Annotated in this window: 11 protein-coding genes and 4 pseudogenes; 7 read left to right on the top strand and 8 right to left on the bottom strand. The window is 58.3% G+C overall.

The window, feature by feature from the left end; translation table 11 throughout:
* Positions 1–60 precede the first annotated feature (60 nt).
* Positions 61–828 carry a tryptophan-rich sensory protein gene (locus OCY70_RS10345; protein ID WP_213430119.1) on the top strand — a complete coding sequence of 256 codons (768 nt, stop codon included), beginning with the start codon at positions 61–63 and terminating at the stop codon, positions 826–828.
* Here the strand turns inward: OCY70_RS10345 and OCY70_RS10340 are convergent.
* From OCY70_RS10340 to OCY70_RS10330, 3 genes and pseudogenes are all read right to left on the bottom strand, one after another.
* Positions 813–1,688, bottom strand: coding sequence for a GerAB/ArcD/ProY family transporter (locus OCY70_RS10340; protein WP_249725467.1), 876 nt, complete (start codon positions 1,686–1,688; stop codon positions 813–815). The two genes, OCY70_RS10345 and OCY70_RS10340, sit on opposite strands and share 16 nt — an antisense overlap.
* A 19-nt stretch (positions 1,689–1,707) precedes the next feature.
* Positions 1,708–1,878 (bottom strand): annotated as a pseudogene (locus OCY70_RS10335) (GerAB/ArcD/ProY family transporter); the annotation flags it as partial.
* A 106-nt stretch (positions 1,879–1,984) separates the two neighbouring features.
* Positions 1,985–2,242: pseudogene (locus OCY70_RS10330) on the bottom strand (spore germination protein); the annotation flags it as partial.
* Between the two features lie 314 nt (positions 2,243–2,556).
* On the opposite strand from OCY70_RS10330, the gene OCY70_RS10325 reads away from it, so the two are divergent.
* Positions 2,557–3,033, top strand: coding sequence for a MarR family winged helix-turn-helix transcriptional regulator (locus tag OCY70_RS10325; RefSeq protein WP_283776850.1), 477 nt, complete (start codon positions 2,557–2,559; stop codon positions 3,031–3,033).
* A gap of 278 nt (positions 3,034–3,311) precedes the next feature.
* A complete protein-coding gene (locus OCY70_RS10320) occupies positions 3,312–5,033 on the top strand; it encodes a phospho-sugar mutase (RefSeq protein WP_261944875.1) in 1,722 nt (573 codons plus the stop codon).
* A gap of 6 nt (positions 5,034–5,039) precedes the next feature.
* On the opposite strand, the gene OCY70_RS10315 is transcribed toward OCY70_RS10320, so the two are convergent.
* Positions 5,040–5,210 (bottom strand): hypothetical protein, encoded by a 171-nt coding sequence (locus OCY70_RS10315; RefSeq protein ID WP_261944830.1) that lies wholly within the window; start codon positions 5,208–5,210, stop codon positions 5,040–5,042.
* 94 nt (positions 5,211–5,304) lie between these two features.
* Between OCY70_RS10315 and OCY70_RS10310 the strand changes: the two genes are divergently transcribed.
* Positions 5,305–6,384: a M42 family metallopeptidase gene (locus tag OCY70_RS10310; RefSeq protein ID WP_213430115.1), complete on the top strand. Its 1,080-nt coding sequence runs from the start codon at positions 5,305–5,307 to the stop codon at positions 6,382–6,384.
* Between the two features lie 195 nt (positions 6,385–6,579).
* Here the strand turns inward: OCY70_RS10310 and pdxR are convergent.
* Positions 6,580–8,020 (bottom strand): annotated as a pseudogene (pdxR, locus tag OCY70_RS10305) (MocR-like pyridoxine biosynthesis transcription factor PdxR).
* A gap of 410 nt (positions 8,021–8,430) precedes the next feature.
* Between pdxR and OCY70_RS10300 the strand changes: the two are divergent.
* The 3 genes from OCY70_RS10300 to msrA all read left to right on the top strand — a co-directional run bounded on the left by OCY70_RS10300 (position 8,431) and on the right by msrA (position 11,118).
* Positions 8,431–9,438, top strand: a complete 1,008-nt coding sequence (locus OCY70_RS10300; RefSeq protein ID WP_213430114.1) for a cytochrome ubiquinol oxidase subunit I — start codon at positions 8,431–8,433, stop codon at positions 9,436–9,438.
* Positions 9,422–10,438, top strand: a complete 1,017-nt coding sequence (gene cydB / locus OCY70_RS10295) for a cytochrome d ubiquinol oxidase subunit II (RefSeq protein ID WP_213430113.1) — start codon at positions 9,422–9,424, stop codon at positions 10,436–10,438. Before OCY70_RS10300 ends, cydB begins: the two co-directional genes overlap by 17 nt.
* A 101-nt stretch (positions 10,439–10,539) precedes the next feature.
* On the top strand, positions 10,540–11,118 hold the full coding sequence (gene msrA, locus OCY70_RS10290) for a peptide-methionine (S)-S-oxide reductase MsrA (RefSeq protein ID WP_213430112.1): 579 nt from the start codon (positions 10,540–10,542) through the stop codon (positions 11,116–11,118).
* Between the two features lie 375 nt (positions 11,119–11,493).
* Here the strand turns inward: msrA and OCY70_RS10285 are convergent, their stop codons facing one another.
* From OCY70_RS10285 to OCY70_RS10275, 3 genes and pseudogenes are all read right to left on the bottom strand, one after another.
* Positions 11,494–12,468 carry a diaminopimelate dehydrogenase gene (locus tag OCY70_RS10285; protein ID WP_213430111.1) on the bottom strand — a complete coding sequence of 325 codons (975 nt, stop codon included), beginning with the start codon at positions 12,466–12,468 and terminating at the stop codon, positions 11,494–11,496.
* A 227-nt stretch (positions 12,469–12,695) separates the two neighbouring features.
* The gene (locus tag OCY70_RS10280) at positions 12,696–12,920 is read right to left on the bottom strand and encodes a sulfurtransferase TusA family protein (RefSeq protein WP_213430110.1); all 225 of its coding nucleotides are present in this window, start codon (positions 12,918–12,920) and stop codon (positions 12,696–12,698) included.
* 27 nt (positions 12,921–12,947) lie between these two features.
* Positions 12,948–14,016 (bottom strand): annotated as a pseudogene (locus OCY70_RS10275) (YeeE/YedE thiosulfate transporter family protein).
* Positions 14,017–14,162: the final 146 nt, after the last annotated feature.

Raw genomic sequence — 14,162 nt, 5'->3', positions numbered from 1 at the left:
GGTTATATTCTGTAATATAAGTACGTTCAACCACTATAACGTGTACAAGGAGGAAGCGCCATGTCCCGCTACCGCTGGTGGAACATCCTCGCGCTGGCCGCGATGATCGCCGTCAACGCCCTGGCCGAGTTCGTGCCCCTGAACGGCAAGACGACCGGCGGCATTTCCGATAGGTTCCCTACGCTGATTACGCCTGCCGGCTATGCCTTCGGCATCTGGATGCTTATCTATGCGCTGCTGATCGGGTATGCCGTCTATCAGGCGCGCACCGCCAACCAGTCCAAGCCCGTCCTGCAAGCCATCGGGCCGCTTTTCATCATCAGCTGCTTGTTCAATATCGCCTGGATTCTGCTGTGGCACTATAGGTATGATCGCATCTGGCTGTCTATCCTTGCGATGGCCGGCTTATTCCTCAGCCTGCTGTTCCTCTACGCCCGCACCCGGCGGCATGGAGCTCTGCCGGCGGCGGATCGGCTGTGGGTGCGCCTGCCGTTCAGCATCTATTTCGGCTGGGTAAGCACCGCTTTGCTCGTGAATACGGCCGTTGTCTTGACCAATGCGGGATGGGACGGATTCGGGCGCGGGGACGAGACCTGGGCGCTTCTGCTGCTGGCCGCCGGCGCGCTGTTCGCCTGGGTTGTCGGAGGCCCGAACCGCGATCCGCTCTTCGTGCTCATGTTCGTCTGGGCGTACGCCGCTATCGCCGTGAAGCAGCAGTCTGCGCCGTCTATCTTTTATACCTCGCTCGGACTGGCCCTGCTGCTCGCCCTGCTTGCCTTGTCGCTCGCCTTTACCCGACGCGGTCCTTCGCCTTATCCCGAACCGTAGCGGCAGCGCTGTCGCCGGCCGGGTCCTTCCCCTTCTGCCTCAACCAGGCCAGAGCGAGCAGCAGCGCAGGATAGACAACCTGCACCGTGGAGGAGAGGCTCGGTCGTCATGAACAAGTCGATCATGTCCTGCATATTATCGGTAATCCAAAAAGTCATGATCACCATAAGCAGGCCGATCGGAAACACGATCGGACGGTCGTCTTCCAGCTTGAGCCACTGCGCGGTGCCGATGACCAGGATATAGTACCACGTAATCACCTGCACGAAGCCGCTCAGCACCCGCAGCACCATAATGATGGCTTCCATATGCTCGAAAAAATCGCCCAGGCTGATATAGCGGGAAGCGGCAAAGATAGGAAACGTGAACATGGAGGTCAGCGTCCCGAAAAACCAGAGACAGGTCAAATTAGTGACGACCATCGTGAACAGCATCAGCGCCACGGCCGACTTGCCCCATTTCCACTTGCTCCGGTTCCCTTTGACGAAGGGGAGAATGAGGCCGGCCAGCGCGAACTCCATGAACCAGGTCAACGGCAGAATCGAGCCTTTCCAGATCGGCTTCCACCCATGCTCCAGCACGGGGAACGTCTGCATCAGATCCAGGTTCGGAATCAGCATATGAGGGACGACGACGATAAATCCGAGGAACACCGGCGCAATCAGCATGGAGAAGCGGCCGATCACCTCGATGCCGCCCCGAATCGCCACCGCGCAAACAAAGATGAAGCAGAAGACAACGACCGGGTGGGGCGTGCGGATCAAGACCGAACCGACGATGAACTCCCCGTATTCGCGCGTAATCAAGCCGGTGCCGTGCCAGATGAAAAGCGAGGACGATGACGTTGGCCGCTCCGCCAAGCCGCCGCCCGAGCAGAAGCTCCGCCTGCTGCACCAGCGTCAGATCCGGATAATATGAATGCAGCTTCAGCACTACCGCCAAGGTGAAGAAGCCGGTTAACGAGCCGATGAACGGGGAGATCCACATATCGTGCTTCGCGAACTGCGCGGAAAAGGCAGGCAGCGCCAGCACCGAAGTCGCTCCGACCATCAAATACAACAGCATGCTTAATTGCGGCCATGTAATCCTGCCCCGTCCGCCTCACCTCTTCAATAAGCTGCTCGGTCGTCACGCCCTCGATATAGGCGAACGTGATCGCGATCTTCGTCATCTGCCCTTTTTTCAGCGTCTCCATCTTGAGGCTCGGCGTACGGATGCGAAGGCGAAGCAGCGACATGTTCGTCTGCAGATTTTCCACGAATCCTTCGCGCGGCCCCCGCACGACCGATTCCGCATCCGGCTCCTGTATGTCCCGCTTGTCCCATTGCATCGCTTCGATCGCGATGACGAACGAGGTCTGATGCGTAATGAGCAGCGTATAGGCGTTCAGCAGCAGCTCCAGCGCTTCATCCATCGATTCGATGGCTTCCGCCTTCGAGGTGAAGAAGGTTGCTTCAATATCTGAATATTTTCCGTGCCTTCATCGGACCATTGGACCTTCTTGGCGCGTCCTGTCAGCTGTTCCAAGGCGGTTCCCCCCTGTACCGGACAATCTTTCCTTACCCGTTAGATTGTGGACCGCCTAGCCGTTTGATGCGTTGACATGCGCGGTGTGGCATGATATTATTCATCTCGATTTCAAGATATTAACGGATATTATCGTTATCGAGGTGAATCTGTTACTATAGGGAAGAATGACATTCATTTTGAAGGAAAGGAACGATTCGAGTGAGCGAAAAGGAAAGTTGCGGCGGCGGAGCGGCGAGTGTCGATCAATCCTTGAAACTATTCGTCGTCCTGTCGCGGGCATCGAAGTCGCTGATGGATTTCGCCCAGCAGGACATGAAGCGCTATCAACTGAACCCTTCCGAATTTGCGGTTCTGGAGCTCCTTCATCATAAAGGCCCCACTCCGATCCAGCAGATTGGCGGCAGAGTGCTGCTCGCCAGCGGAACGATGACTTATGTCGTCGATAAGCTCGAGAAGAAGGGCTATTTGAAGCGATGCCCATGCGTGCAGGATCGCCGCGTCATTTATGCCGAGCTGACGGAACAGGGAACAGCCTTGATGCAGGACATTTTCCCCAAGCATGCCCAGGCCCTGCACCAGCTTATGGAGGTGCTTGCTGCGGAGGAGCAGGAGCAGCTAACCTCGCTCTTGAAGAAGCTGGGCCGGCATATCGCCCAAGTGAATACGAATCACTAGCCCTCGGACCGATCCGGGGGCTGCTTTGCTTGGACGCTCCTGAACCGGATGCGCTCCGCAGCGATCGGTCTGCGCGCGGCCGTTTTTTTGGCTTGTCCCGTTTTTTTTCACATGCAGAACGCGGTTGAATCCAGTACAATAGATCAATGCGGCATCCCTGGTTAATGCCCATGCCGGTGTCTTCACCGCCTGGCGGCTGCCGCATCATCCAGACACATCTTATCCCGATAATCATTGTCTTCAACAAATATAGGGTATTGAAGGAGGATATGAACGCAATGACTATGAACACGATGGCCCAAGAACGGTATGAAGCCTGGCTGAACGACGCGTCGATCGATGCGGCGACCAAGGCGGAGCTCGCCGGAATTGCGGGCAATGAACAGGAGATTACCGATCGCTTCTACAAGGAATTGGAATTCGGCACCGGGGGTCTGCGCGGCGTCATCGGCGCAGGCAGCAACCGGATGAACATATATACGGTAGGCAAAGCGACTCAGGGGCTGGCCCAATACTTGAAGGGCTCTTCCTCCTCTCCATCGGTGGCGATCGCGTATGATTCCCGCCATTTCTCCCCGGACTTCGCGCTGGAGGCCGCCCTCGTCCTCGCGGGCAATGGAATCAAGGCCTATGTCTTCCCGGAGCTGCGTCCGACGCCGGAGCTCTCCTTCGCCGTCCGCCATCTGCAAGCGAGCGCCGGGATCGTCATTACCGCCAGCCATAACCCGCCGGAATATAACGGCTACAAAGTCTACGGCAGCGACGGCGGGCAGATTACGAAGGACACGGCGGGCCGCGTCATCGCCGAGATCCGCGGCATTCACAGCTTCGCCGACATCCGCAAGGCGGATCGGGCGGAGGCGGAAGCGGCCGGGCTGCTCGTCTGGCTCGACTCCGCTATGGACGATGCCTACATATCGGCCGTCACCGCCGTCAGCCGGAATCCGGAGACGATTCGCCAGACGAGCGATCAATTCCGCGTGCTGTACACTCCGCTGCACGGAACGGGCAACAAGCCCGTGCGCGCCGTGCTGGATCGCCTCGGCTTCCAGCAAGTGCGCGTCGTCCCGGAGCAGGAGCTGCCGGATCCGAATTTCTCCACGGTCAAATCGCCGAACCCGGAGGAACGGGACGCTTTCTCCATCGCGATCGCGCAAGCGCAGGAATGGGATGCGGACATCATTATGGGAACGGACCCGGATGCGGATCGGATGGGTGCCGTCGTGAAGAACGCGCAGGGCGAATACGTCGTCCTGACCGGCAACCAGTCCGGCGCGCTGATGGTCCACTATTTGCTGGACGCCATGAAGACGCAAGGCGCGCTGCCGGACAACGGCGCCGTCATCAAGACGATCGTGACGAGCGAGCTGGGGGCGGCCATCGCCAAATCGTACGGCATGACGGTCTTCAATACGCTGACCGGATTCAAATATATCGGCGAGAAAATGACCGAGTTCGACCGGACGGGGGAGCACACGTTCCTGTTCGGGTATGAAGAGAGCTACGGCTATCTCGCAGGCAATTACGCGCGCGACAAGGACGCCGTCATCGCCGCGATGCTGATCTGCGAGGCAGGCGCCTACTACAAGGCGCAGGGCAAGACCTTGTACGAAGTGCTGCAAGGCCTGTACGAGCAGCACGGTTATTATTTGGAGGCGCTGGAGACGCGCACGCTCAAGGGAGTCGAGGGCGTGGCCATCATCGGCGGCATCATGGACGAATGGCGGGCAGCGGCGCCGTTCTCCGCGGGCGGAACCGCCGTGGCCCGAACGGAAGATTATGCCGAAGGCCTGTATGGCCTGCCGAAGGAGAACGTGCTCAAGTTCCATCTGGCGGACGGCAGCTGGTTCTGCCTGCGTCCTTCCGGGACGGAGCCGAAGATTAAGATGTACTTCGCCGTGCAGGGCACGTCGGCCGCCGAAGCCGAGCAGCGCCTGACGGCGCTCCGCCAGGACGTGATGGCGCGGATCGACGCCTTCATCGCCTCGAAGCAAGCCTAAGCGCGGCTAGGCTTGCCCGCAGCCGAACCGGGCATCGCTGCGGGCTCTCCCGTTCGCGGCTTCAAGCAAGTGCCTGCGCCACCGGGACGTTATCTCCCCGATGGCGCTTGCCCGGACAAAGCCGCTGCATTCCGCTCCGATGCGGAAGGCGGTTTTTTTTGAAGATCGAGGTTGCAACGGAACGCCAACCCGTCCATACTGAGGATTAGGCAGAATCCACCGAAATCGATGCAGGCTGCTAGTCAGGCCTGGAAGGAAGGAGCTCGTAATCATGCAGCAAGAAACATTAGACTTATTCCGCACCTTGACCGAATTCCCGTCTGCCCCCGGCTTTGAACGGGAGCTTCGCGCCCTGGTGAAGCAAGAATTGTCCAAATATACGGATGAATTCCTCCACGATGCCCTCGGCAGCGTATTCGGGGTCATGCGCGGAGACGAGCAAGGCCCGCGCGTCATGGTGGCCGGCCACCTGGATGAGGTCGGCTTCATTACGACCCAGATTACGGCGAACGGCATGATCAAGTTCCAGCCGCTCGGCGGATGGTGGGGCCAAGTCGTGCTCGCCCAGCAAGTCGAGGTCATTACGCCGAACGGGCCAATCCCTGGCGTCGTCGGATCGATTCCGAAGCATCTGTTGGATGAAGCGACGGCCAACAAGCCGGTCGACGTGAAGCATATGTATATCGACGTCGGCGCCGACAGCCGCGAGGAAGCCGAGAAGGCGGGCATCCGTCCGGGACTGCAGATCGTGCCGGTCTGTCCGTTCACGCCGCTGCTCAATCCGAAGAAAATTATGGCCAAGGCATGGGATAACCGCTACGGCGTCGGGCTGGCCATCGAACTGATGAAGGAGCTGCACCGCGAGCGTTCCCCCCTGCCGAACATCCTCTACTGCGGAGCGACCGTGCAGGAAGAGGTTGGCCTTCGCGGCGCGCGCACCGCGGCGAATCTCATTCAGCCGGATATTTTCTATGCGCTCGACTGCAGCGCCGCCAACGATATGACCGGCGACCCGAATTCGTTCGGCCAGCTTGGCAAAGGCGCACTGCTCCGCATCTATGACCCGACGATGATTACGCATCGCGGCCTGCTTGAATTCGTACAGGATATCGCGGATACTCACCGCATTCCATACCAGTATTTCGTGTCTCCGGGCGGCACCGATGCCGGACAGGTTCACCTGAGCGGCAAAGGCGTGCCGGCGACCGTCATCGGCGTGTGCGGACGCTATATCCATACGCCGGCTTCGATCGTTCACACCGACGATATCGATGCGGCGAAGGAACTGCTTGTCCAGCTCGTGAAGCATACCGACCGAACCACCTATAATACGATTGTCGAACGCGCCTAGCGTTCGCGCCTCACGATAGAAGAGCGTGCTCCCGTCCCTGCTGGACGAGCACGCTCTTTCGTTCCGGCGGCCGCTATAGGCCGGCCCATGCTCACGCTAAGGCTCCGGGGGTGCTCAGCGATGACGGTGACAGTTCCCTCCGCCGGCGCACAAAAAAGCCTATGATCTCGCCTGAAATCATAAGCTTATCCTCATTTATCTTCCTGCGGCCCGCAGCGCTTCCGCGAATAACGCGATGCCGGGACCGATCCCGCCGGGATGCGGACGCGCGAACGTAAACCGGACATAGCCCGGCTCCGATCCATAGACGCTCCCCGGAACGAAGACGACGCCCCGCCGGATGCTCTCCTCCAGCAGTCTCCCGTCGTCGATAGGCCGCTTCATCCGGCACCATAGATGCAGCCCGCCTTGCGGCAGCGAATAGGACAGCTCGACCGGCAGCTCGCGCTGAAGGGCATCAAGCAGCAGATTCCGCTTGTGCGACAGCTCCTTCCGCAGCCGCAGCAAATGCCCTTCAAAATGGGCCGAGGACAGCAATTGCGCCGCAATGCGCTGCGGGAGCACGCTCAGGCCGAAATCCATCTGCTGCTTCTCCTCCGTCAGCCGGTTCACCACGGATTGGGGAGCCACCATCCAGCCGATGCGCAAGCCCGAAGCGACGATTTTGGACAGCGATCCGATATACAGCACGGTACTGCCGGCATCGCTCGATTTGAGCGAAGGCGGGGGGGGTGCCCGTGAATGAGGTCAAGCTGAACGGATCATCCTCGACGATGGGAATCCCCAGATGCCCGCAAATCTCGAGCAGCCGTTCCCGGCGCGGCGGATCAAGCACGCGGCCGGTCGGATTCTGATAGTTCGGATTTACAAAAATCATCCGTACCTGATGCTCCCGGTGCAGCGACAGGATCCCTTCGGGACAGACGCCCTTCTCATCCACGGGCAGGCGGAACAACCGCAGGCCCGCCGAATGGAACATCGGGAGGGAATAGTGATAAGACGGGTCTTCGATCGCCACGGCATCGCCCGGGCTTAACAGACGCTTCGTAATCAGATAAAGCGACTGATGCGATCCCGAAGTGACCAGGAACGAGGCTTCCGTGGCGCGAATGCCGCGGTACCGCTTCAAATACGAGGCCAGCGCCTGCCGCAGGGGCACGTAGCCCTGCGGATGGTCATAGCCCAGATCTTCATGCAGCGCATGCTCGCTCAGCAGCAGCCGGATGGCCTCATTGGGCGATAGATCCGGGGACAGCTCGCCGCTGGCGAAGTCGATAAGCGGACGTCCCGAATCCAGTTCTTCGCGAATAAGCTGCATGTAAGATCGGGGCGGCTGGATGGCCCCGCCATCATCCACATATTGAAGCCAATCCGGCGTTTGCTTCGCAGCGGCGCCCCATCGCGATCTGCTTACCCGCGTTCCGCTCCCGACCATGCTCTCGATCATTCCGGAGGCGCGCAATTCCTCGTAAGCCTGCACGACGGTGCTCCGGTTGACGTTGATTTGCTCGGCGAATTTACGCTCCGAAGGGAGAAGGCTTCCCGGCGGGAATTCCCCATAGATGATTCTCCGTTCTATATATGCGGCAATCTGCTGATATAACGGTTGCTTGCTGGAACGATCCGGTTGCCACATCGCGATCCACCTCTTGTTGCGCTTTGTATGTGTTTTTATCACACAATATAAGTATAGCATCTTGTCTATTTCCCCGGCGCAGGCCGATTTCATCGAAACATTGTCAACTATGTGGCAGTGTGTTGAACATGGATGAGTTGGCCCGGTAAAAGTGGATGGCGACACGCAGCACCGTCTGGACTATGATCATGCATAAGCGATCGCCTGGCCATCGCCCGTCTTCCGGCATGGCCGGACAGCTAACGTCCAGATCATGCACCGAAAAGGAGGGCCCCCCTCCCTATGCATGGCGCTGCGCCGCATACGGGCAGCGCATCAAGTGCCGCCTTTTACGTGAACTCATTCACAAAACGCGGGCACCTGGCAGGCCATCTCTCAACCAGAACATGAATCAGCTAAAGGAGGCCGTTATGGATCAGGTCAGTCTTGCACGCATCCAATTCGCATCGACGACGCTATTCCACTACATTTTCGTCCCGATGACGATTGGCCTGGCATTCTTAATCGCCCTGTTAGAGACGTTCTACGTCAGAACAGGCAAAGACATTTATAAGCAGTCCGCCCAGTTTTGGAGCAAATTATTTCTGATCAATTTCGCGGTCGGTGTCGTCACCGGCATTCTGCAGGAGTTCCAGTTCGGGATGAACTGGTCCAATTATTCCCGCTTCGTCGGCGACGTGTTCGGCCCTTCGCTGGCGATTGAGGGTCTGCTTGCCTTTTTTATGGAGTCTACGTTTATCGGATTATGGGTATTCGGCTGGGATCGCTTGTCGAAGCGCGTCCATCTGGCATGCATCTGGCTCGTCTCGATCGGCACGATGCTGTCGGCCTTCTGGATCTTGACGGCCAACGCCTTCATGCACGCCCCGGTCGGTTACGTCTTCCAGAACGGAAGAGCGGAGATGAGCGATTTCTGGCCGATTATCCGCAATCCGCAGCTGTGGCTGCAATTTCCGCATACGTTATTCGCCGCTCTCGCTACCGGCGCGTTCTTTATGGCCGGCGTCAGCGCGTGGAAGCTGCTGAAGCGGCACAACCCCGAGATGTTCCGGATATCGTTCCGCGTCTCGATTACGGTGGCCCTTGTCTCCGCCCTGCTCATCGCTTTTATCGGCCATGAGCAAGCCCAGCATCTGGTTAAGTCGCAGCCGATGAAGATGGCCGCCGCCGAAGCTTTATGGGACACCAGCGAGGATCCCGGCGTCATGCGCACCGAGGACGCGATCTCGCCTACCGTGACCGCGGGCGAGCTTCTGTTCTCGCTGATTGCCTTTACCACCATATATGGGATCCTGGCCGTTATCGACGCGTGTCTGTTCGTCAAGGTTATTCGCCAGGACGGGGACGAGAAGCCGGACGAGCTGTCCCGCACCTGCGATCCGTTTGGCAAGGAGGATGCACATGCTATCGCTAAATGAATTCTGGTTTATTCTCGTGGCTGTGCTGTTTGTCGGTTTCTTCTTCCTGGAAGGCTTTGATTTCGGCGTCGGCATCACGGCGCGGTTCCTCGGCCGGACTGACCGGGAGCGCCGCATTCTCATCAACACGATCGGGCCGTATTGGGATGCGAATGAAGTATGGCTGATTACGGCCGGTGGCGCCATGTTCGCCGCTTTTCCGGAATGGTACGCCACATTGTTCAGCGGCTTCTACATCCCGTTCGTCATGCTGCTGCTCGCGCTGATTGCCCGCGGCGTCGCCTTTGAATTCCGGGGCAAGCTGGACCATGGCGCATGGAAAAAAGCATGGGACGCCGCGATTTTCATCGGCAGCCTGCTCCCGCCCTTCCTGCTAGGCGTCGTATTCGCCAACCTGATTCGCGGCGTTCCGATCGACGGCGACAAGGAGATGCTGGGCAGCCTCTTCGACCTGCTGAACGGCTATGCGCTTGCCGGAGGGGTCGCCGCCGTCCTGGCGTGCATTCTGCACGGCCTCGTCTTCCTTACACTGCGGACCACCGGCGAGCTGCGGGATCGGGCGAGGAAAGCGGCGCGCGACCTCGGGCCTGCCATCGCCGCCTTCCTGCTCTTGTTCGCGGTCATGACCTTTGTCAGCACCGACATTTATACCGTGCATGGACCGCAATGGATCGCCCTGCCGCTTCTGGCCGGAGCGGCGCTCGTCATGGCAGGCCGGTTCATCAAGCGGCAGCGGGACGGCTGGGCATTCGTCATGACGGGAGCCGTTATTATTTTGTCCATGAGCAGCGTATTCATCGGCTTGTTCCCGCGGGTGATGATCAGCTCGATCAATCCAGATTTTCATCTGACGGTATTCAATGCCGCCTCCGGCGCGTATTCGCTGCAGGTAATGACGTATGTGTCCCTGACGATTCTTCCGTTCGTATTGGGGTATCAGATATGGAGCTATTATGTCTTCCGCAAGCGGATCGGCGATAAGGAGCATCTGGAATATTGAGGGACCCCGGTTCTCCCTCATTCCCCTTGGCAGGCTGTCCGCTTCAGGTTACACTGTGAACAGACCAACCATCTACTACTCTGTGAAAAAGGGGAAACGACATGTCAACATACGCTTCAGATGCCTCTGCCTGCCAACAGGGTACGCCGCGCCAGGACGGGCTCCAACTGGCCACCTTCGCCGGCGGCTGCTTCTGGTGCATGGTGAAGCCCTTCGATCAATGGAATGGCGTGCATGCCGTCGTGTCCGGCTATACCGGCGGCCATGTCCCGCATCCGACCTATGAGCAGGTCAAAACCCAGACGACCGGACATCTCGAGGCCGTCCAGATCACATTCGATCCGGCGATTATTCCGTATAGCCGGCTGCTCGAGCTGTATTGGGCGCAGATCGATCCGACCGATGACGGCGGACAGTTCCAGGACCGGGGCGAATCGTATACGACCGCCATCTTCGTCCATAACGAAGAGCAGCGCCGCCTGGCCGAGGCTTCCCGTGCGGAGCTGGCGGCGAGCGGACGGTTCGACCGGCCTGTCGTCACGCCTATTCGCGATGCCGGCCCCTTCTATCCGGCCGAGGACTATCACCAGGACTACTATCGCAAAGAGCCTGAGCATTACGCGGCCGACCGCGCCCAATCCGGCCGTGACGAATTTCTGAACACGCATTGGGATAAGTGAACGTGTGAACGGCATAGTATGAGGCGCCTTTCTCCGCAATTTTTTGGGCAGGAGAAGGGCGTCTTTCTTTTGCCGTCTTATGGCCTGTACCCCGGTCTGTCAGGTATCCAGCGTCTTTTGGTCGTTATCCCATCCACTCAGAGGGGACGAGCCACAGCGTCCTGCAGCGGCTGTATAGGGGAACACGGCGCGACATGCAGCAAAGCGGCCAACTTTAATTTCATAATGGAACAAGGGACATGACAGGAAGCGGAATGACGCCCTGAACTGAGGGGATATTGAGCATAAGGGCTTGCAAGGGGCAGAGTAGAGAGACAACAAAAAACGCAAGCCGCAGCGGGCTTGCGTTGATGTCCATCGAGATTGGCGCCGATATTACAGCATTTCCTTGCGGAGCTGTTCAGGCGATTTCGGCGACAGGAGGCCGAATGGAATGTCGAATACGGTGCGTGCGCCGGCTTCTCCGCGTGCCGCCAGCTTGTGTACCGCCCGCGCATAGGCGACAAGCACACTCGCCGTGAACTCCGGATTGCTGCCCAGCTTCAGGCTGAATTCCATCAATTGCGTCGTGCCTTCGCCGGTCACGCCGCTGCGGAGCACGTAGCCGCCATGAGGCATCGCCGAGTGGTTCGCCTTCAGTTCCTCCTCGCTGATGAAGTTCACAATCGTCTCATAGTCGGAGAAGTAGTTCGGCATGTTTTTGATTTCCGCTTCGATACGGGCCTTGTCCGCGCCTTCCTCGGCCACGACGAAGCACTCGCGCAAATGCTTGTCGCGCGTCGACAGCTGCGGCTGTTCCCCGTTGCGTACGGCAGCTACCGCTTCCTCGGAAGGAATGGTGTACTGCACGCCGTTTTTGACGCCTTCTACGCGGCGAATCGCATCCGAATGTCCTTGGCTGACGCCGCGGCCCCAGAAGGTATATTCCGCGCCTTGCGGCAAGGCCGATTCGAACAGCAGGCGGTTCAGGGAGAACAAGCCCGGATCCCATCCCGTGGAGATGACGGATACATGTCCCGACGCTTGTGCCGCGCCGTTCACGGCTTCGAAGTATTCCGGAATGCGCGCGTGCGTGTCGAAGCTGTCTACCGTATGGAACAGGCGTGCCAATTCAGGCCCCTGCTCCGGCAGATCCGTAGCCGAGCCGCCGCACAAGATCATGACATCGACTTTGTCTGTATAGGATTCTACGTCCTGTAGCGATACAACCGGAACGCTCGCTTGCACCGAGCCCGGATCTCTGCGGGTAAATACAGCGACAAGCTCCATATCCGGATTTTGCTGAATCGACTTCTCGACCCCTCTTCCAAGGTTGCCGTAACCTACAATACCGATACGTATAGCTGACATCGTATGTTCATCTCCTTCAACTTTTCTAACATAAGTATAATATGGGCAAAGGATCGCCGACATAGATTATTCGGAGAACATATTGCACTTCATGTGCACTCTCAGCGTACGCCCGGCTCAGCTTCACTTTATTCTGCCCATCGGCCTGGACGCCAGGCCGCCGTAAGGAACGCCAATAAAAAAGGAAATGCCGCAATGGCATTTCCCTCATGTAAGACAATATGCGCTTATTTCCTCTGTACGGTAATGGTCCAGGACGCATCATCGATCTGCTCGAACCGGGTGACGCGGTGGCCTGCTTCGGCCGCCCAGCGCGGAATGCTCTCGGTTGCCTGGGTACAGTCGAATTCGATGACCAGCTCGTCGCCGCTGTCTATTGTCTCTATTGCTTCTTTGGCCTCAATCAAGGGAAACGGACATACCATGCCAAGTACGGACAGTTTTTTCCCCATCTCATTATTCCTCCTTACGCTATCGGCTTACGCCGTCGTTGTCTGATAAGCTACAGCCTGATTTTTGCGCGCCTTCGCTCGCGGGCGAACATAGACGAAGTAAGATGCGGTCCACGTTCCCAACAGGATAAAAAGAAGCGAAACCCATCCCTGCCAGGTCATCATGGCAGTCATGACCAGACCGTTGCCGATCGAGCCCCCCCCCGGCCCAGCTCGCTCCGAACCCCATCAGCAGGCCGCCGCCTAAGCTGGACAGCGCCGTCTTGGCGTCTGGCGCCCGGAAGCGGAATTCACGGCTCGCCTTCGCGGCGAGGAAGGAGCCTGCCAGGATGCCAAGCACCAGGAAAACGCCCCAGTTCACATATTTCTCGCTGTCTCCTGTTACCAAAAATTGAAGCAAGTTCGCGGAAGGGGTCGTAATGCCGAGACCGGACATTCTTCCCGTCGCCTCGCTGAGCGGCCAGGCCAGAATCGCAATCAGGCCGACGAGCACCGCCGTAACGAAGGGGTGCCACCGCTTCTCGAACAAAATATGGTTCAGTCCTGTGCGCTTCGCCGGCAAGGACGGAATCGCGACGGCAGGCTTGCGCATCTGCCTGACGACCAGCCATAGCGTCAGCAGCGCCAGGATGAGGATAAAAGGCCACACCGACAGGCCGAAGGTATCCGGAATGGAGTTCGTCGGCGCATGGTATGCTTTTAGACTATTGTTGACAGGCAGCAGCGCGCCCGACTTCATAATCGCGCTCATCGCCATATATCCGAACAGGGCGATCCAGCTTCCGATCAGGCCCTCTCCGGCCCGATACCACGTCCCGGTGGCACAGCCCCCGGCCAAAATAATCCCGATACCGAACAAAAACGAGCCGACTACCGTCGCCAGCCATTGGAACGAACCGGCGGAAAACTCGACCAAGCCCAGTTGAATAAGCGCAAACACGCCAATGCTCTGCACCGTGATGGCAATGAGCAGCGCGTAGAACATCCGGTTGTCCCTCGTCAGGTACATATCCCGGAAACCGCCGGTCAGACAAAATCGTCCACGCTGCATGACAAAACCTAGCAGTGCCCCGCATAGCAACCCCGTAATCAACATGAGTACAATGATGCCTCCTCCCGGATTTAAACCGAGTAATTCAATGTGATTTATAAGTGATACTGATTTTATCACATCTTCCGAATGTGTCAATATACAGGATCATCCAGGCAGTAAAAAAGAGAGGGGCTTTCCCCTCTCTGTCA

It is taken from the genome of Paenibacillus melissococcoides (assembly GCA_944800085.1).
In the GTDB taxonomy this organism is placed as follows: Bacteria; Bacillota; Bacilli; order Paenibacillales; family Paenibacillaceae; genus Paenibacillus_B; species Paenibacillus_B melissococcoides.
The sequence above is the reverse complement of the archived record's forward strand: the minus strand, read 5'-3'. Positions and strand labels throughout refer to the sequence as shown.